This is a genomic window from Bacillus sp. DE0042 (assembly GCF_007680225.1).
In the GTDB taxonomy this organism is placed as follows: Bacteria; Bacillota; Bacilli; order Bacillales; family Bacillaceae_G; genus Bacillus_A; species Bacillus_A wiedmannii.
Genome location: NZ_VEJP01000001.1, coordinates 1,324,456 through 1,345,546, shown reverse-complemented (window position 1 = coordinate 1,345,546; position 21,091 = coordinate 1,324,456). Strand labels below are relative to the sequence as shown.

Genomic DNA, 21,091 nt, shown 5'->3' with positions numbered 1-21,091 from the left:
TTCGTATGAGAAATTAAGTGAACTTTTAATCGGTGGGAGGAGCTGTATCTATCTCTACGAGTTGTTAGCCCATATCAATTGGGATAAATAGTATTACTCGTTAAGTGTAACATTTGTACTGCCAAAGGATTGAGAATCGTATGTGACGATTATTTTTCCTTTACTAATAGGCTCGTAAAGTAATTCTTCTTCGTAATTACCATTATTTTCATTGTGGATAGAAAGTGTGATTTCATCGATTTTTTTATTTGTATACTGATCTTTAATCGTTTCAGCAATTTGAAGTAACGCTTCGGAACTAGAAGCTTTCGTAATAAGCATTCCTTTTATAACCTTTTTTTCATTCTTTGTGGTATTGGAATAAGGGATGTTGCTTTGTTTTGTATACAAAAGTTTGTATGGAACAGTTTTTCTCTCTGCTTTTGATATAGTGGAATATTTTAGAGTTAAAAAAAATCCTACACATAAAATAATGCATACCATAAGAGTAAACCAAATGCGTATTAGTGACATAACTCTCATTTTCATCCCTCTTTCATATCTTTGACTTCACTATTTATCATACAAAATGAGGATTAAGACAGAGTAAATTTGAGGTAAAGAAACGTAAAGAAGGAGCACTTATCCTCCCAAATAAGTGCTCCTTTCTATATAAAGAGAGATTTAATGCACGGTTAAACGATACATATTATTATAAATATACTTATTGATTGAAAATTAGTAAATTCGGAATACGGATAGTGTTGCAGTTGTATCACCTGTGTTAGGAATAGAAATAGTATTTGCTGTAGGCTGTACAGCAATCGTTGTACCAGCTTGTAAAGTAACGATTGTAGAGAAAGAAACAGCACTACCGATAACGTTAGTTGAGAAGTTACGATTAGGTGGTTGGCCATTGAATGAAATACCGAATCCAAATGGTGAAGATCCTGGGAAAGTTGTAGACGCTGAGAAACTAATATCATATACGCCTGTTTCTAAAATTGTTAAAGTATCTGAAGTATCGTTGAAAGAGATATTAGTTAATTCAAAAACTTGATTGAATTGGATGTTTGTTCCAGGGGATATAGTTTGTGGATTTGAGTTTCCGATAGCTGCGATAGTTACAGGAATTGGAGTACCCGCTGCACCTGTTGCGCCAGCCGGACCTTGAGCACCAGTAGCACCTTGAGCGCCAGCCGGACCTTGAGCACCAGTAGCACCTTGAGCGCCGGCTGGACCTTGAGCACCCGCTGGACCTTGAGCACCAGTAGCACCTTGAGCGCCAGCTGGACCTTGAGCACCAGTAGCACCTTGAGCACCCGCTGGTCCCTGAGCACCAGTAGCACCTTGAGCACCCGCTGGTCCTTGAATACCTTGAGCACCCTGAGGTCCAGTAGCACCTTGAACACCCGCCGGTCCTTGAGGTCCAGTAGCACCAGTAGCTCCTGTTGCTCCTCCTCCAAGGCAACCTGATCCGTACTGAACTAGGATAGTTTGGATCTCTGTTATGAGTTTAACTAGTTTGTCGATAGTGTAGCAATCTACTTGGAATAATTTAGCGATATACAATAAATAATTAAGCAGGCTTTGTAGCTCAACATATAATGCTCCGCATGAGAAAGGTTTTGTTTTTAAAATAGTTAATAGATTAGCGATAATAGAATTTCCAATTTGTTTTTGTGCTGGAGATAAATCTAAGCAATTGAGGAATTTTTGTAGGTTATTTAGGGCAGCAATCAAGTTATCGATATTATTTTGAGAAGGGTTTTGAAAGACAGCTTGAATAGCTTGGCCAAGAGCTTGAAGAAGTCTAACGAATTCTGTAAGTTCGGACTTAGAAATGTTAATATAACTACAGGCTCTGACTTCGCAACAATCATTACCATAAAATACTTTTCCTTTATTTTTATTGTTCATCTTTTCATTCCTTTCTTTCATAGAATCAATAGTCGTTACTATATATTAAAATGAAATTTATACTAAATTCGTGATGGACAAACTACCGTTTCTAAAAAAAATAAGACATTGGCCCTCTTAGCAAAAATAAGTAAGATAAAGAGAAGGTTTATATAATGTAAAGACGAAAAATTCAACATAAAAAACTGCATGCCAATTGTTGTAGGTATTTAACAATTGGCATGCAGTTTGTGGAGGAGTACCTCATTTGTAGTCATTTAATCTTTCAAGGGTTGTTTTAGGTAAAATTGGAATTGAAATAGTGAAAGTTGTACCATCTTGATTACTGGTCATTTTTAATGTACCGTTATGATTTTGAATAATTTTCTTCGTTACTGACAAGCCCAGTCCTGTGCCCGAATCTTTTGTTGAGAAGAATGGATCAAAGATATACTCTTGAATGGCTGTTGGAATACCAATTCCATTATCAGTGAAAGTAATACGAACAAAATTATCTAGGCGATAACTAGTAATTTGGATAGAAAGTTTTTTTTCACCTTGAGCATCGACAGCATTCTGAAATAGATTTAAAAAAACTTGCACAAGTTCATGGCGATCAATATGGACTAATACATCATCTAATTCGGTAGAAAAATTATAATCAATTGAAATGTTATGTAAAAAGACTTCACTAGCTAGTAACTGTTGAATATACTCACGTAAAAATGTATTAATAGGAAACGGTTCTCTTGTAAATTCGCGTGTTTTTGAAATAGCTAAAAATTTTGTAATAATACTATTTGCGCGGTCTAATTCAGGAATAAGTAAGTTTTTAAATAATTCTTTATTAGATGGAGAAACAGTTTCTTGTAAAAATTGTAAATAACCTCGTACGGTTGTAAGAGGATTACGTACTTCATGTGCAATCCCAGCTGCAATTCGCCCTGCTAAAGAAAATTTCTCTGCATCACGTTCTGTGTTTAAATAATGAAAGACACTAATAACTCTAAAAATCTCTCCGTTATAATCACGAATAATTCGGTTATTTAAAATGCCATAGTTTTTGTCTAATACTTCTTCATTATATATTTCTGTTCCCGTTCTTAATGTTTCGAGAGCTTTAATTTTTTCTTCTGGCAATTGTAGTAATTGTTGAATTGGCTTTCCGATTATATCATTTCGTACTACACCAAAATCATCTGCTGCAGCTTGATTACATAAAGTGATATTTCCTTTAGCATTAACAAAGGTTACATGATGTGAAAAAGCATCAAAAATATGAATAAAGTATGTTTCAAGTTGCTCAAATAAAAATAATGAATCGCAAGTAAGTTGAAAATCAGCCTCTTTATTCTCTTTTTTTATGTTTTGAATGGAATGAGTCGTTCTCGTTTTCTTTATTTGTAAACCAATATGTGGATTTTTGTATGTGAAATGATGTGGTAATTGATTCACAAGTTCTTCATAAAAACGTACTTTATTTTCTAATTCTTCTATTCGTTTTTCATGAGATACAATATCATCGTTTGGAAGCATAAATAAATAACCCCTCAATTTAAAAATTCTTCCATCTAGTATATCATATTTTTATACGGATACTCTGAAAGAAGGGGCTACTTAATAAAATTGATTAGCTGAAGTGTTCGGGAAGTGAGTAGAATGAATAGAAGGTGAAGTTAAAAAGGGAGGGATATATTTGCTTTTCATTGGAGTGACAGGGTGGGGAGATCATGATTCTTTATATATAGATCCCTATGAAAATAGAAATAAATTACGCACATATAGTGAGTATTTTCCTATAGTGGAAGTGGATAGTTCATTTTATGCGATGCAACCTGCACGAAACTATACAAAATGGGCAATGGAAACACCGAAAGATTTTGCTTTTATAGTAAAAGCATATCAAGGGATGACGGGACATATGAAAGGTGAAATCCCTTTTTCTACGTTCGACGAGATGTTTGATGTGTACAAACAATCTATTCTGCCTTTAATAGAAGCTGATAAATTAAAAATGATTTTATTTCAATATCCACCATGGTTTGATTGTAAAAAGAAAAATGTGGATTTCCTTCGATATACGAAAGAAAAAATGGGAGGTTTACCGTGTGCCATAGAATTTCGAAATCAAACATGGTTTTATCCCGAAATGAAAGATAAGACGATACAGTTTCTAAAACATGGGAAATGGATTCATACCATTTGTGATGAACCACAGGCTGGAATAGGTTCGGTACCACTCGTGTTAGAGGCTACGAATTCAGACATGGCACTTATACGTTTTCACGGTAGGAATGTTCATGGGTGGCTTGATAAAGGGGAAAATTGGAGAGCGGTTCGTTGCTTATATCGTTACAACAATAAAGAATTAGAAGAATGGGTAGAAAGATTAGAGCAATTAAAAAAGAAGACAAAGGACATATATGTACTATTTAACAATAATTCGGGCGGAGATGCAGCGGATAATGCGAAACAGCTTATGAAAATGATGAACATTACATATGGTGAGCCGAAGCCTGAGCAATTAAATTTGTTTGAATGATAATAAACAAGAAAGGCACTGTACAAACAGGGGGAATGTACAGTGCCTTTCTATATGAAAAAGAGGGGTAACAATGTTACTGAGCGTTTGGTTGATTCATCAATTGTTGGCTTCGTAATAAATGATAATGGTTATCATTATCATTGTCAATAGTTTTCCGAAAAATAAATAAAAAACTTTTTATGAGACAGTAACGGGTAGGAAGATTCCTGATAAAAGGTTTGGCTGAAGCAAAGAAGTTTTTCGGGGGAGAATGCTAGTAAACTCCTAATAAAGTATCAAAAAAAAGAACAGCAATTAATGCTGTTCTTTTCCAGTGACGAATTGTTGTAAATCAAAAGGAGTTATCGCTTGGATAAATTCTTTTGAGATAAGTGTTTGAACAAGAGTACTTTCAGAAATGGAAGCACCTGTTTTCTTTTCATAAGCTTGTTTTAATAAATCAAGTTTTTCAGCCGTTTCTTTCGGTAATTCAATTGTTAATGTGTTCATAATTTCTCCCCCTTACTATTAGAGTACCACTACAATATAGGAGAGACAAGAAAAGAGAATGTGAAACATAAAAAAGGTTACCATTTATAAATGGTAACCTTTTTTATGTATAAGAGTTATTAAGCAATACCGATATACTTTAAAGTTTTTGATGGAGTACTATGATCAAAGAAGTGTTGTAAAAATGCGATATCAACACCTGATTTGTATGCACAATATCCCCAAGTTTTTCGAAGTGTATGTGAGCTAATCCCTTCTAATCCAACTTCTTTTGCAGCTTTGTTTAAAATGTACCATGCATGTTGTCTCGTAATAGATTTCGTTCCTTTTTGAGACTTTAATAATGGTTCATTACGTTTCCAAGTTTTCCGTTCTTTCATGTAGTCTTCGATCGCGTGCTGTAGGTCTTCATTTACAGCAAACCATTTATGTTTCTTTACTTTTTCATTGTAAAATAAAATGGAATGGCGAACATTTTCATTTTCATCGATTACATCACTAACTTTTAATTGTAAGATTTCACTTACTTTTAAGCCAGAATTTACAGCTAATACGAATAATAAGCCATCACGTTTCGAAGATTGTAAAAGTATATTTTTGATAGTTTCTAATTGTTTTTCATTTTGAATAGGTTGTCCTGCTTGTTTCATTTCACGCACTCTCCTCTTTTATGTGTGTAAAGGAAAGGATTAACTTGTTTCTAACTATAAAGGGAGAGTGTGAATTTCATGTGAACTCCTAGTGAAATTAAGACAAATTATTTGACTTCTTTTACTTTTTGTAAATTAAAGTAGAATACAACACTATTAGTCGTATTGTATACACCGTACTCGGCATGGTGGAGGTCTAAAATGTTTTTTACAATAGATAACCCGAGACCGGTACCTCCAGTATGACGGCTACGAGATGCATCTAATCGGTAGAAACGATCCCAAATTTTTTCAAGACTTTCTTCAGGGATAGGGTTTCCTGTGTTTTCGATTTCGACCTTTACTGTATCTTCCATTGCTATAACGGAGACTTGTATTTTTTCTCCATCTGGCGTATAGCGAATTGCATTGCTAAGTAAGTTTACAACGACTTGCTCAATACGACTACGATTCGCTTTAACAAATATAGAAGAGTCTACATCTATGTTCACTTGTAAATGCTTTTCCTCCATGCTAAATAATAACTTTGTATAGACTTGTTGAATTAATTCACCGATTGAGAATGTCGTCATATCTAGTTTATACGTACCAGATTCTAGTTTTGCTAATTCTAACATTTCAACAATAAGTCTGTTCATGTTTTCGGTTTCTTCTAAAATAACATCTGTATAATACGTCGTATCTTTACTAACGCCATCTTTAATTCCTTCTGCGAAACTTCTAATTACACTGAGTGGTGTTTTTAATTCATGTGATACACCAGAAATGAATTCTTTTCGCGTTTTTTCCAATTGACGTTCACGTTCAATATCTTGTTGCAATTTTGTATTGGCAACATTTAATCGATCGATTCGGTCTTTTAAGTTTACAGATAACGTATTAATACTGCCGGAAAGCCCGCCAATTTCATCGTCTGCTGTCACAGGTAATTTCTCGCTAAAATCAAAATTGGCCATTTTCTTTGTAACACGATTCATTTTAATTAATGGTTTCACAATGATTTTTGAATAGTAGAAAGATAACAAAATAATTACGAGAAAAACGATGATTAAGGCATAGACATAATAATCCTTTAAAACGAGCATCGCTTCATTAACAGGTTGCAAAGACGCTATCGCAAAAGCGTATTCTGTAATTTTCCCATTTTCCACAATAGGTTTTACAAAGATACTATTTTTTATATTCTCTCCACCGTCTATTATATAAGTGTTTAATTGCTGCGAGTTAGCAGTGCCATTTCTAATAATCTCTGCAAAATATTGAACGGCTTGTAATGTTTCAAAATCATTTGCAAGACGAACATCCGCTTTGGATGGAAGCTGTAACTTAGATACGATACCAGTAAACTCAATTTGAGTCACAGTTTTGGATCGGTTTGTAAGTCTATTTTTAGCAGGGGTTCCATTAATGGATTGAAAATCTGAGTTGATATTTTCGTTTTGCCATCGATTATAGTTTGTTGTCAATTCTAGTGGTGTTATGGTGGAATCTTGTAAAAAACCGACGACGTTTATCACTCCATCTTTTTTCAATCCTAAGTTTTCGAATTTATTATATTCTTCGGGTGTTAAAACATTATTGAGTGGAATGGAATATGCTTTATTATTTTTAGGGTTAATTACATCAATGTAGAAATTATTGTCGCTTTTAATAATGCCGTTCGTATTTAAAAACTGCATTTCAGCATTTGTTTTATCATGAAATTCTTGTTTTAGTTTTCGAATTTCCTCATAAGTTTTACCACTTTTTTCGTAAGTATTTACGAACTTTTCAAAAGCAGTTTGAACTGTTTTTACTTTTTTATTAATATAAAATTTCTCTAAAAATAGAGATTGTCCTAAGAAAAAAAGGAGGAATATGATTGTAAATAATGTTGATGTTAATAAAAATAGTTTAAAGACGATACTTCTGTTTTTCACTGCGTCACCTCTTGTGAGAAATACTGTAAATGATTTCTTAATTATAACAAACGATACAAAAAAGTAGAGGAGAAAATCTGTCTCTTCCGAAAGTAGTTTTTAATAAAAAGTCACATAAAAAGAACTCGACAGACGTATGACGAGTTCTTTAATGTATTATTGTTGAATTGCTGCGTCTAAAGCAATTTCAATCATTTCGTTAAATGTAGTTTGACGCTCTTCAGATGTTGTTTCTTCACCAGTGAAGATGTGATCGCTTACTGTTAATACAGATAACGCATTTACACCGTATTTCGCTGCCAATGTGTAAAGAGCAGTTGTTTCCATTTCTACTGCTAGTACACCGTAATCTCCAAGTTTTTTAACCATGTCCATGCTTTCGCGGTAAAATACATCTGCTGTTAAAACGTTACCAACACGAACGTGTAAGCCTTTTTCAGTTCCAGCATCGTAAGCTTTCTTTAAAAGATCAAAGTTTGCAGCTGGTGCAAAATCAAAACCTGGGAATGTTAAACGGTTCATATTAGAATCCGTACAAGCTGTCATTGCAATAATAACGTCACGTACTTTTACGTCTTTTTGAATGGCACCGCAAGTTCCAACGCGAATTAAATTTTTAACTCCGTAGCTTTGGATTAATTCGTTTACATAAATAGAAATAGAAGGAACACCCATACCTGTACCTTGAACAGATACGCGTTTTCCTTTATAAGTTCCAGTGAAACCTAACATACCACGCACGTTATTATAGCAAGTAACGTCCTCTAGAAATGTTTCAGCGATATATTTTGCACGTAATGGATCACCAGGTAATAGAATAGATTCAGCAATTTCGCCTTGTTTTGCTTCAATATGTACACTCATGAAAAGTCCTCCTTATAATGTATTGATAGAAATCAATATCATTTGCATTATACACTATCAATCCTTTCAATTAAAATCTTTTAATTATTTGTAATATGTGCAAAGCAGGAGGATTTCATAAATCATAATCTAGAATATATATGTAAGAAGTTTTGTATGAACAGAGACAATAAAAATGGTAGGTGATGTTTTGAAAAATCTTGTCATTGGACTTGTTGCTTTGCTATTTATTGTAGTAGGCGGATTTTACATAAAAAAGTATCAGGAAACTACAGAGACTGTAGGTGATGTTCAGGAAGTAAAATGGGATGTGTCAAATGGAAAAGGAAATGAGAAAGTAGATATTTCGTTTCAATTACTAAATAATAAAAATAACGAAGTTCGTGGTGTGAATGATCAAATTCGGGCAGTTATTGTAGACGGACAATTAAAGCATGTAGAACAAATGAAACCTACATTTGCAGGAAATGGATCCTATAAGGTATCTTCCAAAATAGCGAAAGATGAAGGATATACAATATTTTTATATGAAGACAAAAACAAATCTGTGAAATCATTTGCGAAGAAAGATTTTGGGAGAGAAATAGAGGAGAAAAATAAGAAAAAAGTAAAATTTCCAATCGACAGTGTACTTACAAAAAAAATAGGGGAGTATGAAGTTTCTCTTTTATTTGGTGCATTGCATCCGAATGAACCAGCGACGTTAACATTTCAATTCCAAGCGAAAAAGGGTGACAAATTGAAATTACATTCAGAGAGAGGAGAAGTAGAGGCGCTCTATATCGTGGACGAAACGCGAGAAAACTTTTTATACGCAATACCTGTTGATACAGATGAGCAATTACAATATCGTATTACATTTCCTGTAGAAGGAACGTATAAAATATGGGGAGATTTCTATATAAATGGTAAGAAATATGAAAAAGAATTTATTGTACAAGTTCAAAAACGAAAAAACAGCTAAATGTTTAGCTGTTTTTTCGTTTTCCTATTAATTTTGTTACAGAGAGCATTGTAATTGGTAAAGAGTGATTCTTTCTAAATGCTAAATATTTACCGCTCCATGCTGGTTTATATTTTTCTTTAAAATGACGTAGCCCGCTGAAACTATACGTATAACGAACATTATTAAAGATGGCAGCAGCAACTCGTTCGGACCAGAAAGATTGTGTCGATAAACCTACATTTGAAAGTGGGGCCATACCAATATTAAAGGAGTGGTATTCATTTTCTTTTGCCCACTGGAATAGGTGGATGAAAATTGCATCCATAATGCCGCTAGGTGCATCTGGATAATAGCGCATTAAATCAACAGACAATGATCCGTCTTGATATACCGGCATAAAGGTTGTAAATGCGATGATTTTTCCATCCGCATCACATAATGTAGCGATAGGTGCTCGGCTAATATATTCACGATCAAAGTATCCGAGTGAAAAACCTTTCTCTTTTTTTCCGCCGAGCCACGCATCTGAAACTTTTCTTAACTCTTCAAATAATTCGTTTGAGAATGGTGGCTGATGAATAGAGAATGTATAGCCTTCTCGTTCGAAACGGTTGAAAGTCGCTCGCATACCGGCTCGTTTTTTTCCTGTTATTGTAAATGTGTTCAAATCAACGACAGCTTCTTCACCAAGTTTAAAGAAGTTGTAACCAAAATCATGATATAAACTCATCCATTTACTTTCTATTTGGTAGAATACACAAATGTATCCAAATCGATCAGCCTCAGCTAAAAACTCTTGTAACACAGTACGGTAGGAGGAAGGATCCCCAATTGGATCACCTAGCACAACGAGACGCTTTCCAGTTATAGAGAAGAGAAGGAGCGCTTTCCCATCACTACTGAAGAAAAATTGTTTATCTCCTAAAAATCCTAAATGACTAAGTACATTACCATCATGTTCATCTAAAAAGTTTTGCAACCTTTTATCATTAGCTGGTTGCCCGGGAAATTCATTTCGATAACGATTGGCAACGAGTGAGCCAATCAGTAAAAATGTAGGAACGAAAAAGGCAGCTGCTAATGCACTTCGTTTCACTTGCGTAATATTACGAACGACAAAATCAGGTTTAAAAGCTTCTTTTGCACCTGCAAATAAAATACCTAAGTTTTTATATAAATATAAAGTTATGAGTAAGAATATAAAAACTTTTACCATATCAGAAAGTGAGACTTCCATTTTCTCGCGTACAAATCTTTTACGAAGCATATATAATACAGCGAGTACGATTAATAAAATAAACGTCTCTTCAATATCAATCCCTTTTAGCGTATTAAAGATGGCTGCTCCGATTAAAGAAATAATCGTCATATAGTAAGAACGCTTTGTTCCATAATATATGCCTCGTGAAAGGATCAGGAGGAGAATACCAAATGTTAGTGATAAGCTAAAAGAAAATTGAATAAGATGTTTTGGAGCTAGAATATGTAAGGCGTGCGCTCTGTTTATACTTGTCGGTAGAATGGTCGATAAAATAACCATTAATCCAGCAAATACTGTTAAAGCAGCAGAGGCCCATGAACCTAGTTTTCCTAGAAAATCACGCTGCAAAGTCCATATAACACCAGTTGTTTCTAATGCAGGCGCAATAAAAGGTTTATCTTCAAACTTTTTAATGGCCACGCCTGTCATTTCAAAAGCTGCAAAAATAAGACCAAGGCAGAAAGGTAAAATATAATAGACGAGGCGATATAATAACATGGCAGGTAGTAATACGCCTGTATCAATGCCATACTGTCCGAGCCCAGTTAAAAAGACAAGATCAAATGAACCAAGTCCACCAGGAACAAGACTAACAACACCAGCTAAAGCAGCAATTACATACACACCTAAAAACTTTTGAAATTCGATATCGATACCAAATAATATTAGTATGACGTACATAACAATACCGGCAGATACCCACTCAACTAATGAAACTAATGAGTATAAAACAGTTGGGTTTTTCTCTTCTTCTCCTTCTTCTTCTTGCCCTTCGATTTGCTTTGGTTTTCTATTTTTTAGTTTAGAAAAGCCAATGTATATAGGGACGAAAAGGGCGAAGAAAATAAGAACAGGCCATAGCCACGGTTTTTCATGCAAAATAAAACTTGTGTCTAATATTCCAATAAGACCGAGGAAAGAAAGAATTGCGAGTCCGTTAATAAAAGCAGTTGTCATCCAGGCGATACTTTTAATAAGTTTGCCATTTTCTTTTATGTATGGACGATAAAGCATTGTGCGTACACCAGCTCCAACGAGACCACCAAACCCAATAAATCCATTTAAAGTATTAGCAATCCATGAGATACGAAAAATCTTTTGGACTGGTATATCAGCTTTTAAATAACGAAGCATAACATAGTCATAAAAGAACATTGTTGATACGGCAAATGCACCAAGTGTAATTGCTAAAAAGACTCCTCCGGTTGGAATGTTTTTAATTGTATTGATTGCTTCTAAAAAAGAAATGCCTGCTAATTCTTTTTTTGCTTGAAAGAATACAATTGTTAATACAACAAATGGGAAGATAATTTTCCCGATTTGTAAGAAACGTTTCCATGAAAACGACATAAATACAACTCTCCTTGTATAAGAAAACTGAGACAATAATATTATTATGACAAACTTCAAGAAAAATAAAAAGGTAAATTCCTGTATAGGGAAGCTATTTTTTATATGGGTTATATTTAAAAGAGTATTTCGTTTATCAGAAAATTAAGTTAAAATAAATTGAAAGAAGGAAGTGAGGGGAAGTAGATGATTATAATAGGTTATGCGGGATATGAGTTAGAGAAAGCAAAACCTAATACATCAGAAGATTTCTTTAATAGATCTGAAGTGACATATATATTAAATAATAAAGAGAGAACTTTTTCCGTTTTATACGTTCGATATTTTGAAGAGGTTTTACAAGAAATTACTCCTTTTGAAGGAAATCCAGTATGTAAAGTAGAAGAACAAGACATATATTTACGGGATATTGTAGCGATATGTTGTTTACTGAAAGAGAATGAGCATCGCATGCAAAAACGTTTATATTTAAATAATATAGAAGCATTCCAACAATATTTTGATGAGGGAACAGTGGTGAAAGTACAAGAAATATTAGCTGAATTACATAAAAATAAAAGAGTAGAAATAGCGTGAAATGGCAAAGGAGAGGGAAAAAATGTCTAATCTAATGGTTGAAAATCAAACAGAACAAGTCTCTATGTTTTTAGAAGATGTTATTACTTTGATAACCAATTATGTAAATTATCATACGTTGCCTTCTTTATTAGAAGAAACACCAGCAGGGAACGAGCAATATTATAAAGGGTTATTAGCATCAATAAGACGTCTTCTCGTTTTTTGTGAAGAAGGACATGATGCATGTTTTGTTTTGTTAAATAGCCAGCCATTTCGAAAAACAGCAGCTGAGAAAATTTTATATAAAATTTATCATCAAGTAATTGCAGAGTTTTTCTCACCAAAGAGTGATCATTGGTATGAAAATAGTCGGTCTGCCTATACAGGGAAAAACTCCATCGTTTTTCAACAAACGCCACCAACATCTATAGAGCAAGTGATGAAGAGTTTAGAAGGAAAATTCCAATTGATGCGTGAAGAACTAGAATATTATGAGACGGATTACCAAACAAAGATGTTACACAAATATTAATTGCGAAAAAGAAGCTAAGGGGACTTAGCTTCTTTTCCTTTTGTAAAGTTATATAAGGGATTTCCTTTGAATATATTTATGGGGATAGCATTAAGGAGGTGTAACATGAGTCAGCAAGGTGTATTTACAGATTACTTTCATGAAGTAGAAAGCTGGTGTGAAAGTGTTCTTCACGTATTAGATAGCCGTGCAATGGAAGTGTATGATGTCCATATGCTTGCTTATAAAATTCAAACGTTATTAGATCGTATGAAAGAGCATGAGTATGATACAGATGCAGAGTTTATGTATGAAATAAGTGATGATGTAGAACATATTCAGCATCATTTGCAGGAAGTATTCGTGCAGGGAGAAGAGGAATATGAACTATGTGAAAGAGGGGATAGTGAACGAGCTGTTCCAATTGGAGGGCATACACTTCCACCATTACCTTATCCGTATAATGCGTTAGAACCGTATATTTCTAGAGAAATTATGATGTTACACCATGATAAACATCATCGTAGTTACGTGGAAGGATTAAATAAGGCAGAGAAGATGATGGAAGAAGCGAGAAAAACAAATCAGTTTGATTTAATTAAGCATTGGGAAAGAGAAGCGGCTTTTCATGGATCAGGTCATTACTTACACACGATATTTTGGAATAACATGAAAAAAGATGGTGGCGGAAGTCCAAGAGGGGCTCTTTCACAACAGATTGAACAAGATTTTGGGAGTTTTTTACGTTTTCAAAAACATTTCACAGAAGCAGCTTCTAAAGTGGAAGGATCAGGCTGGGCGCTTCTCGTTTGGGTACCACGATCTGGAAGATTAGAAATTTTGCAGAGTACACTTCATCAATTATTTACACAATGGGATACGATACCGCTCCTCGTACTAGACGTGTGGGAACATGCGTATTATTTACAATACCAAAATCGAAAAGATGAATATATTAAAAACTGGTGGAATGTTGTAAATTGGCCTGATGTAGAAAAAAGATTTGAAAGTACGAAACAAATTGAATGGACACCGTATTAGACGCAGGTTCTCTGCGTTTTTTTTATTAGAAGGAGAAAGAGATTTCGTTCATATTTTAAAAGGCCAAGCATACACTTGTACAAAAAGTGCCAAAAGGACGTGGGGGGAAATATGAGACGAATTTGTGTAATAATCACGCTTCTTATTATGTACGCAAGCGTTATGCCAATTCCTACATATGCAAAGATGAACAGTAATGTCAGTGCTCGAAATGCTGTATTAATGGAGCAACAGTCCGGTCGTGTATTATACGGAAAAGCAGAACATGAGCCACAAAAAATTGCTAGTATAACAAAAATTATGACAGCCTTGTTAGCTGCTGAATCAGGAAAAATGAAAGAAATGGTATCGGTTAGTAATGAAGCGGTGAGAGTAGAAGGATCAGCAATTTATTTAAAGCCTGGACAGAAAGTGAAGTTAGAGGATTTAGTATACGGACTCATGCTTAGATCTGGTAATGATGCAGCACAAGTAATTGCTGAAAATGTAGGAGGAAGTATAGAAGGGTTCGTATATTTAATGAATGAAAAGGCGAAACAAATTGGAATGAAAGATACTCACTTTTCAAACCCACATGGTTTGGATGGTGATGGATCTCATTATTCATCAGCCTATGATATGGCACTTTTAACAAAGTATGCAATGGGGAACGAAACCTTTAAGAAGATTTTTGGGACAAAAAAGTATAAATCAGATTCGTGGGATTATCCGTGGAAAAACAAACATAAACTCGTGACGTCTTATTATGAATTTGCGACAGGAGGAAAAACAGGTTTTACGAAGAAAGCAGGGCGGACACTTGTTACAACAGCATCAAAAGATGGACTAGATCTAATTGTCGTAACTTTAAGCGCTTCTAGCGATTGGGATGATCATATGAATTTATTTGATAAAGGTTTTGAACGTTTTAAGCAAACAAACGTTGTAGGGCAAGGAGCTCTTGCTGAAATAACTGAAAAGAAATATGCCAATCATGTATATACGAAAAATAGTTTTGCGGTGCCATTAACTGAGCAGGAAAGAAAGAATGTCGTATTAAAAGTTGAACTCGATAAAAATGCAAAACTTAATGATGGCGTAAAAGTTGGAAAGACAGAAATTTATGTTGGCAACGAGAAAGTTGGAGAACGGAATTTATTTTATAGTAAACGAAAGTTAGTAGCGACAACGGGACTGTATTGGAATAATGTGAAAGAAATTTTTTCTCATATGATAGGTGTTGGGAGCGATGGTTAATCTTGTATGGGTAGCGATGGCAGTCATAGGGATTGTATATGCCATGATAAATGGAACGATGGAAGCGATAAATAAAGCCGTATTTGACGGGGCAAAAGATGCAGTAACAATTTGTATAGGACTTATTAGTGTATTAGTATTTTGGCTCGGTTTAATGAAAATTGCAGAGGAAGCAGGGTTGTTAAAAAAGTTAGTGTCACTTTTTATGCCGATAGTAAAAAGGTTGTTTCCAGAAATACCGAAAGATCATCCGTCAATGGGGTTTATTTTATCGAATATGATGGCGAACTTTTTTGGATTAGGGAATGCAGCGACCCCTCTTGGTATTAAAGCAATGGAACAATTGAAAGAGTTAAATGGAGGGAAGGATTCGGCGAGCCGTTCTATGGTAACGTTTCTCGCGTTAAATACATCAGCGATTACTTTAATTCCTACTACTGTCATTTCGATTCGAATGACGTATGAATCAGCGAATCCTACTGAAATTGTTGGGGTAACATTCATTGCACAAGTACTCTCTATGATCGGAGCGATTTGGATTGACCGCTATTTTTACCGAAGAAGGAGTAGGAAGGGGCGGAAAAAATGAGCATTGTAAATACAATTTCATTATGGGTAATCCCTTGTGTAATTGGTTTTATCCTTTTATATGGCACGATAAAGAAAGTGCCAACCTATGAATCGTTCGTTGAGGGAGGAAAAGAAGGAATTCAAATTGCAATCTCCATTTTACCGTTTATGGTTGGAATGCTCGTATCTATTTCTATATTTCGAGCTTCAGGTGCATTAGATGCAATGATATCAGTAATGAAGCCGATGTTAGATTTAATTCATGTCCCAGCAGAAATTGTTCCACTAGCACTTATACGCCCTATTTCAGGCTCTGCTGGTTTAAGTATTACGACCGATTTAATTGCCACATATGGGCCAGACTCGTTTATTGGAAGATTGGCTTCTACGATGCAAGGGAGTACAGATACGACTTTTTATATTTTAACAGTATACTTCGGAGCTGTTGGAATTAGAAAAATGGGAGATGCATTAAAAGTAGGACTTTTTGCCGATTTAATCGGGATTATTTGTTCAATTGTGTTTGTTTCTTTAATGTTTAAGTAAGGCGGCTATTCATTTTTTATGCTATTTCGCTTATAATACGTATACGACCACTATTAAGGTGTTGCTTAATAGTGGTTTTTTTATGCGGTATTTTTGACAAAATGATGAACTTTTATTGTGAGCAATATGAAGAATATGGACAATAATAAAAGGTAAAAACATGATTTGCCCTTTATATGTTTATTATCATCGCTATGTTGTTTAAGTAAGATGAAGCGAATAGCCGTCAAGCGTATGCGGTTGCCAAGTCTTTCTAATGTAAGGTAAGATAAATTCGAGGTGAAAAAAAGAAATGGAACGATTACAAAAAGTGATTGCGCAAGCAGGTATTGCATCGAGAAGAAAGGCTGAGGAATTAATTCAGCAAGGAAAAGTAAAAGTGAATGGAAAAATAGTGAAGGAGTTAGGAACGAAAGTAACTCCTCAAGATAAAGTAGAAGTAAATAACATCCCTCTTGAAAAAGAAGAACCTGTTTATTTTTTACTATATAAACCAACTGGCGTAATTTCAAGTGTATCAGATGATAAAGGAAGAAGTGTTGTAACAGACTTTTTCCCTGAAATTAGACAACGTTTATTCCCAATCGGACGCTTAGATTATGATACGTCTGGCGTATTATTGATGACAAATGATGGGGAATTTGCAAATGTATTAATGCATCCGAGATATAAAGTTGAAAAAACGTATGTTGCAAAAATTAAAGGGCCATTAACAGGTGAGAAAATTCGCATGTTAGAACGAGGTGTTGCATTAGAAGATGGGAAAACAGCACCAGCACAAGTGAAAATTATTTCTTGGGACAAGCGTAAAGAGACTGCGATTGTACAATTAACGATTCATGAAGGACGTAATCGTCAAGTACGCCGCATGTTTGAAGCGTTAGATTGTAAAGTAGTGAAACTAAAGCGTGAACGCTACGCCTTTTTAGAAGTGGGTAGCTTGCGACCTGGTGATGCGAGAGAATTGTCACCACATGAGGTGAAACAATTACGTGCATTGGCTTCTACAAAGCCGCGCTAATCGATAGTGTGAAACTTTCACCAGTGGAATGCTCCGCTGGTGATTTATTAAAAAATACATATATTTATCACTCGTCGAAGAGAGGGGAGACAATATGAAGAAAAATCGCTTATTATTTCGCGTTATTATTCTGCTCATTTTAAGCGGTGCTGTAGGATTTACACTTTATCAAGGGTTCTTTGCTGATAAGGAGAAAATGCAAATCGGAAAAGAAGCACCTAACTTTGTTGTGACAGATTTAGAAGGAAAGAAAATTGAACTAAAAGATTTAAAGGGAAAAGGTGTATTTTTAAACTTTTGGGGCACTTGGTGTAAACCGTGTGAAAAAGAAATGCCGTATATGAATGAATTATATCCAAAGTATAAAGAAAAAGGCGTTGAAATCATCGCGTTAGATGCAGATGAAACAGATATTGCTGTTAAGAACTTTGTGAACCAATATGGTTTGAAATTCCCGGTCGCCATTGACAAAGGACAAAAAATTATAGGGACATATGGAGTAGGACCATTACCGACAAGTTTTTTGATTGATAAAGATGGAAAAGTAGTGGAGCAAATTATAGGTGAACAAACGAAAGAACAGTTAGAAGGATATTTAAAGAAAATTACTCCGTAATAAAGAAAGCCTTTACATACGAGGTGCATTCATATAGCGCCTCTGGTTTAAAAATTCTGAGTATTGCGGTAACTTGAGGTTAGAATATACAATAGTACATATAGATACAGGGGCGGTGAGACTGTTGAAAGAAATTAAGTGTGAATGTGGACATGTTAATCCGATAGGAACTGTTTTTTGTGAAGCATGTGGGAAACCATTTGAAAGCAATGAAAATATAAAACTATTGGATATGCGCTATGAGGGGAGTGCTCGGAGATCTCTCACGCAAACAAAAACGATAGTCGATAAAATTTGGAGCTTTTTCTCTTCTGTAAAAGTGGGTGTATGGCTCATTGTAATCACTTTAGCTGCATCAGCGATAGGAACTATTTTTCCACAAGAAATGTACATAACTCCAGGAATTGCACCAGCTGAATATTATAAGCAAGAATACGGATTTTTAGGGCAATTATACTATCAATTAGGATTTAATAATTTATACGGTTCATGGTGGTATATGATTTTAATTGCTTCAATTGGTATTTCACTTGTGATATGTAGCTTAGACCGTGTCATACCACTTTATAAAGCTTTAAAGAAGCAAGGGGTGAAAAGACACCCTAGCTTTTTAAAGAGACAAAGATTATACGGGACTGGTACACCACAAGATGGTGACTTGGAAAGAGTGCAAAAGAATTTAAAGAAAGCAAACTATAATGTGAAAGTGGAAGACGGTAACATTTTAGCTGAAAAGGGACGGTTTTCACGCTGGGGTCCATATGTGAATCATATCGGTCTCATTATCTTTTTATTCGGTGCAATGCTCCGTTTTTTACCGAGTATGTACGTAGACGAAGCACTTTGGTTACGTGATGGTGAAACGAAAGAAATACCAGGAACGGATGGTCAATACTATTTAAAAAACGAGAAATTTATAAAGGAAGTTTATGATAAAAGTAAGGACAAGGAAGTTTTTGATGAAGCGATTGATCGTGTAGGTGATAAAATGATTGCGAAAAACTTCCAAACGAATGCTGTATTATATAAAGCGGTCGGCGAAAATATAGCTGGACAAAAACCGAAATTAGAAAAAGTAAAAGAAGCGGAAATTCGAGTGAATGAACCGCTGAAATTTGATCAATTTGCTGTATATCAAGTGGATTACAAAGAAAGTGAATTTAAAAGCATGTCATTCCATTTGCAAAACAAAGAAAATAATCAAAAGTGGGGACCGATTAAAGTAGATTTAACGAATCCTACAGAAAAATTTGATTTAGGAAGTGGTTATTCTTTAGAACTATTAAGCTATTTCCCTGATTTTTATTTTGATGAGAGTGGAAGACCAAATACAAAAACGAAATTACCAAACAACCCTGCATTTGTGTTTAAAATATTTACGCCTGAAACACCAGATGGTGAAGTGAGTTTTGTTGGTATTCAGCAAAATATAGAACCTGATGGAAATAATAAATATAAAATGTCGTTTGCAGGTGTGGAAATGCAAAATGCAACAGCACTTACTGTAAGGAAAGATTTAACGCTTTGGATACTCGGTATTGGAGGATTTATATTTATGGTTGGTGTCATTCAAGGAATGTATTGGAATCATCGCCGTATTTGGATACAACGCGTTAATGATGAATGGTGGATTGCAGGACATACGAATAAAAATTGGTTCGGTTTAAAGAAAGATATTGAAAGAGTGCTAGAAGGTACAGCAATTCCGCAACCAAGCGATAAAGTAGTCGATAAAAAAATTAGTTAAGGTGGGGAAACGAAATGGTGCAAATAAGTAGTAACTTTCTCTTTACCGCATTTATTTTATATTTAATTGCCACTCTATTTTTCGGGGGAGCAATTAAAGAAAAAGGTCATAAATGGGCAAATATAGGAATAACGATTACAATTTTAGGGTTTATTGCACAAACAGTATATTTTGTTACAAGATGGATTGCATCAGGACATGCACCAGTTAGTAACTTTTTTGAGTTCGGTACGTTTTTCGGCATGATGCTTGTCGGAGCATTTATTGTCATGTATTTTATGTATCGCGTAAGTATAATCGGACTCTTTGCATTACCAGTTGCGCTTTTATTAATTGCCTACGCGAGTATGTTTCCGCGGGAAATATCTCCGCTTATTCCATCTTTAAAAAGTAATTGGTTACATATTCACGTGACGACTGCAGCAGCAGGACAAGCAATTTTAGCAATTAGTTTTATTACGGGCGTTATGTATTTATTGAAAAATGTAGATCAATCAACGAGAAGTAAACGTACATTTTGGTTAGAAACGGTAGTGTTCACACTTGTTTGTACAGTTGGTTTTATTGGAGTGACAACGGTATTTTCTAGTATGAAATATGAAGCGAAGTTTCAATGGATTGATAAAAATGAACAACAACTGGAAATGAAGTACAATCTTCCGGCTTTAGTAGGACCGCACGAAGGAAAGTTATTGACAGAAAATAAATTAGAACCGACAGTTGAAGTTCCAGCGATTGTAAATGCGAAAAAATTAAATACTGTTATTTGGTCAGTGTTAGTTGGGACATTACTTTATATTGTATTAAGACTTGTTTTACGCAAACGAGTATCGGCAGCACTTCAGCCGTTAGTAAAGAATACAAATAGTGATTTACTGGATGAAATCGGATATCGTTCTATTGCAATTGGATTCCCAGTTTTCACATTAGGTGCATTAATTTTCGCCATGATTTGGGCTCAAATAGCGTGGACACGTTTTTGGGGTTGGGATCCAAAAGAGGTTTGGGCGCTTATTACTTGGCTCTTTTATGCGGCGGTATTACATTTACGCTTATCAAAAGGGTGGCACGGAGAGAAGTCAGCGTGGTTAGCGGTAATTGGTTTTGCAATCATTATGTTTAACTTTATTGTAGTAAACTTAATTATCGCGGGTTTACATTCATACGCATAGAGAAATAAAATAGGAGAGTGAATGTCACTTTCCTATTTTATTTTTGTCAATTTTTCTTCTTTTTTGAGAAAAACATGACAAAGTAGCGGTTGGTTTTGTAAAATGATGTCGAGGACATTATATACTGTTCAAAAAAAATACATAGTTTTGGAAAAAAATTGAACAAACTTT

At 34.8% G+C, this 21,091-nt stretch carries 20 protein-coding genes; 12 read left to right on the top strand and 8 right to left on the bottom strand.

Annotated features, from left to right (window positions below; translation table 11 throughout):
* Nucleotides 1-93: 93 nt before the first annotated feature.
* From FS802_RS06620 to FS802_RS06610, 3 genes are all read right to left on the bottom strand, one after another.
* A complete protein-coding gene (locus FS802_RS06620; protein ID WP_144524927.1) occupies nucleotides 94-522 on the bottom strand; it encodes a hypothetical protein in 429 nt (142 codons plus the stop codon).
* Nucleotides 523-717: 195 nt separating this feature from the next.
* Nucleotides 718-1,899, bottom strand: coding sequence for a Gly-Xaa-Xaa repeat protein (locus FS802_RS06615; protein ID WP_144524925.1), 1,182 nt, complete (start codon nucleotides 1,897-1,899; stop codon nucleotides 718-720).
* Nucleotides 1,900-2,142: 243 nt separating this feature from the next.
* Complete coding sequence (locus FS802_RS06610; RefSeq protein ID WP_000937263.1) at nucleotides 2,143-3,414, bottom strand: ATP-binding protein; 1,272 nt, start codon at nucleotides 3,412-3,414, stop codon at nucleotides 2,143-2,145.
* Nucleotides 3,415-3,574: 160 nt separating this feature from the next.
* Between FS802_RS06610 and FS802_RS06605 the strand changes: the two genes are divergently transcribed.
* On the top strand, nucleotides 3,575-4,420 hold the full coding sequence (locus FS802_RS06605) for a DUF72 domain-containing protein (protein WP_000897339.1): 846 nt from the start codon (nucleotides 3,575-3,577) through the stop codon (nucleotides 4,418-4,420).
* Between the two features lie 297 nt (nucleotides 4,421-4,717).
* On the opposite strand, the gene FS802_RS06600 is transcribed toward FS802_RS06605, so the two are convergent.
* The 4 genes from FS802_RS06600 to deoD form a co-directional block, all read right to left on the bottom strand.
* The gene (locus FS802_RS06600; protein WP_001094861.1) at nucleotides 4,718-4,912 is read right to left on the bottom strand and encodes a DUF3924 domain-containing protein; all 195 of its coding nucleotides are present in this window, start codon (nucleotides 4,910-4,912) and stop codon (nucleotides 4,718-4,720) included.
* A 119-nt stretch (nucleotides 4,913-5,031) separates the two neighbouring features.
* Nucleotides 5,032-5,562: a tyrosine-type recombinase/integrase gene (locus FS802_RS06595; RefSeq protein WP_000806236.1), complete on the bottom strand. Its 531-nt coding sequence runs from the start codon at nucleotides 5,560-5,562 to the stop codon at nucleotides 5,032-5,034.
* Between the two features lie 107 nt (nucleotides 5,563-5,669).
* A complete protein-coding gene (locus tag FS802_RS06590) occupies nucleotides 5,670-7,481 on the bottom strand; it encodes a sensor histidine kinase (RefSeq protein WP_098653872.1) in 1,812 nt (603 codons plus the stop codon).
* A gap of 156 nt (nucleotides 7,482-7,637) precedes the next feature.
* Nucleotides 7,638-8,345: a purine-nucleoside phosphorylase gene (gene deoD, locus FS802_RS06585; RefSeq protein WP_000110707.1), complete on the bottom strand. Its 708-nt coding sequence runs from the start codon at nucleotides 8,343-8,345 to the stop codon at nucleotides 7,638-7,640.
* A 175-nt stretch (nucleotides 8,346-8,520) separates the two neighbouring features.
* On the opposite strand from deoD, the gene FS802_RS06580 reads away from it, so the two are divergent.
* Nucleotides 8,521-9,309 (top strand): hypothetical protein, encoded by a 789-nt coding sequence (locus FS802_RS06580; protein ID WP_000232617.1) that lies wholly within the window; start codon nucleotides 8,521-8,523, stop codon nucleotides 9,307-9,309.
* A gap of 4 nt (nucleotides 9,310-9,313) precedes the next feature.
* On the opposite strand, the gene mprF is transcribed toward FS802_RS06580, so the two are convergent.
* Nucleotides 9,314-11,902 carry a bifunctional lysylphosphatidylglycerol flippase/synthetase MprF gene (gene mprF / locus FS802_RS06575; RefSeq protein WP_000010855.1) on the bottom strand — a complete coding sequence of 863 codons (2,589 nt, stop codon included), beginning with the start codon at nucleotides 11,900-11,902 and terminating at the stop codon, nucleotides 9,314-9,316.
* Nucleotides 11,903-12,088: 186 nt separating this feature from the next.
* Here mprF and FS802_RS06570 point away from each other — a divergent pair, with 186 nt between their 5' ends.
* From FS802_RS06570 to resC, 10 genes are all read left to right on the top strand, one after another.
* Nucleotides 12,089-12,478, top strand: coding sequence for a hypothetical protein (locus FS802_RS06570; protein WP_000583792.1), 390 nt, complete (start codon nucleotides 12,089-12,091; stop codon nucleotides 12,476-12,478).
* A 22-nt stretch (nucleotides 12,479-12,500) separates the two neighbouring features.
* On the top strand, nucleotides 12,501-12,992 hold the full coding sequence (locus tag FS802_RS06565; RefSeq protein WP_000067573.1) for a YpuI family protein: 492 nt from the start codon (nucleotides 12,501-12,503) through the stop codon (nucleotides 12,990-12,992).
* A gap of 105 nt (nucleotides 12,993-13,097) precedes the next feature.
* Entirely contained in the window at nucleotides 13,098-14,012 is a 915-nt protein-coding gene (locus FS802_RS06560) for a superoxide dismutase (protein ID WP_098720225.1), read from the top strand.
* Between the two features lie 111 nt (nucleotides 14,013-14,123).
* The gene (dacB, locus tag FS802_RS06555; RefSeq protein ID WP_141545919.1) at nucleotides 14,124-15,248 is read left to right on the top strand and encodes a D-alanyl-D-alanine carboxypeptidase DacB; all 1,125 of its coding nucleotides are present in this window, start codon (nucleotides 14,124-14,126) and stop codon (nucleotides 15,246-15,248) included.
* Nucleotides 15,241-15,837 carry a spore maturation protein SpmA gene (gene spmA / locus FS802_RS06550; protein ID WP_000247806.1) on the top strand — a complete coding sequence of 199 codons (597 nt, stop codon included), beginning with the start codon at nucleotides 15,241-15,243 and terminating at the stop codon, nucleotides 15,835-15,837. Before dacB ends, spmA begins: the two co-directional genes overlap by 8 nt.
* Nucleotides 15,834-16,364 carry a spore maturation protein SpmB gene (gene spmB / locus FS802_RS06545; RefSeq protein WP_000029511.1) on the top strand — a complete coding sequence of 177 codons (531 nt, stop codon included), beginning with the start codon at nucleotides 15,834-15,836 and terminating at the stop codon, nucleotides 16,362-16,364. The genes spmA and spmB overlap by 4 nt, the downstream gene beginning before the upstream one ends.
* 292 nt (nucleotides 16,365-16,656) lie before the next feature.
* The gene (gene rluB, locus FS802_RS06540) at nucleotides 16,657-17,385 is read left to right on the top strand and encodes a 23S rRNA pseudouridine(2605) synthase RluB (RefSeq protein ID WP_000440552.1); all 729 of its coding nucleotides are present in this window, start codon (nucleotides 16,657-16,659) and stop codon (nucleotides 17,383-17,385) included.
* A gap of 94 nt (nucleotides 17,386-17,479) precedes the next feature.
* On the top strand, nucleotides 17,480-18,001 hold the full coding sequence (gene resA, locus FS802_RS06535) for a thiol-disulfide oxidoreductase ResA (RefSeq protein ID WP_000742206.1): 522 nt from the start codon (nucleotides 17,480-17,482) through the stop codon (nucleotides 17,999-18,001).
* Between the two features lie 121 nt (nucleotides 18,002-18,122).
* Complete coding sequence (gene resB, locus FS802_RS06530) at nucleotides 18,123-19,748, top strand: cytochrome c biogenesis protein ResB (protein ID WP_144525007.1); 1,626 nt, start codon at nucleotides 18,123-18,125, stop codon at nucleotides 19,746-19,748.
* Nucleotides 19,749-19,762: 14 nt separating this feature from the next.
* Nucleotides 19,763-20,920 (top strand): cytochrome c biogenesis protein ResC, encoded by a 1,158-nt coding sequence (gene resC, locus FS802_RS06525; protein ID WP_000250072.1) that lies wholly within the window; start codon nucleotides 19,763-19,765, stop codon nucleotides 20,918-20,920.
* Nucleotides 20,921-21,091: the final 171 nt, after the last annotated feature.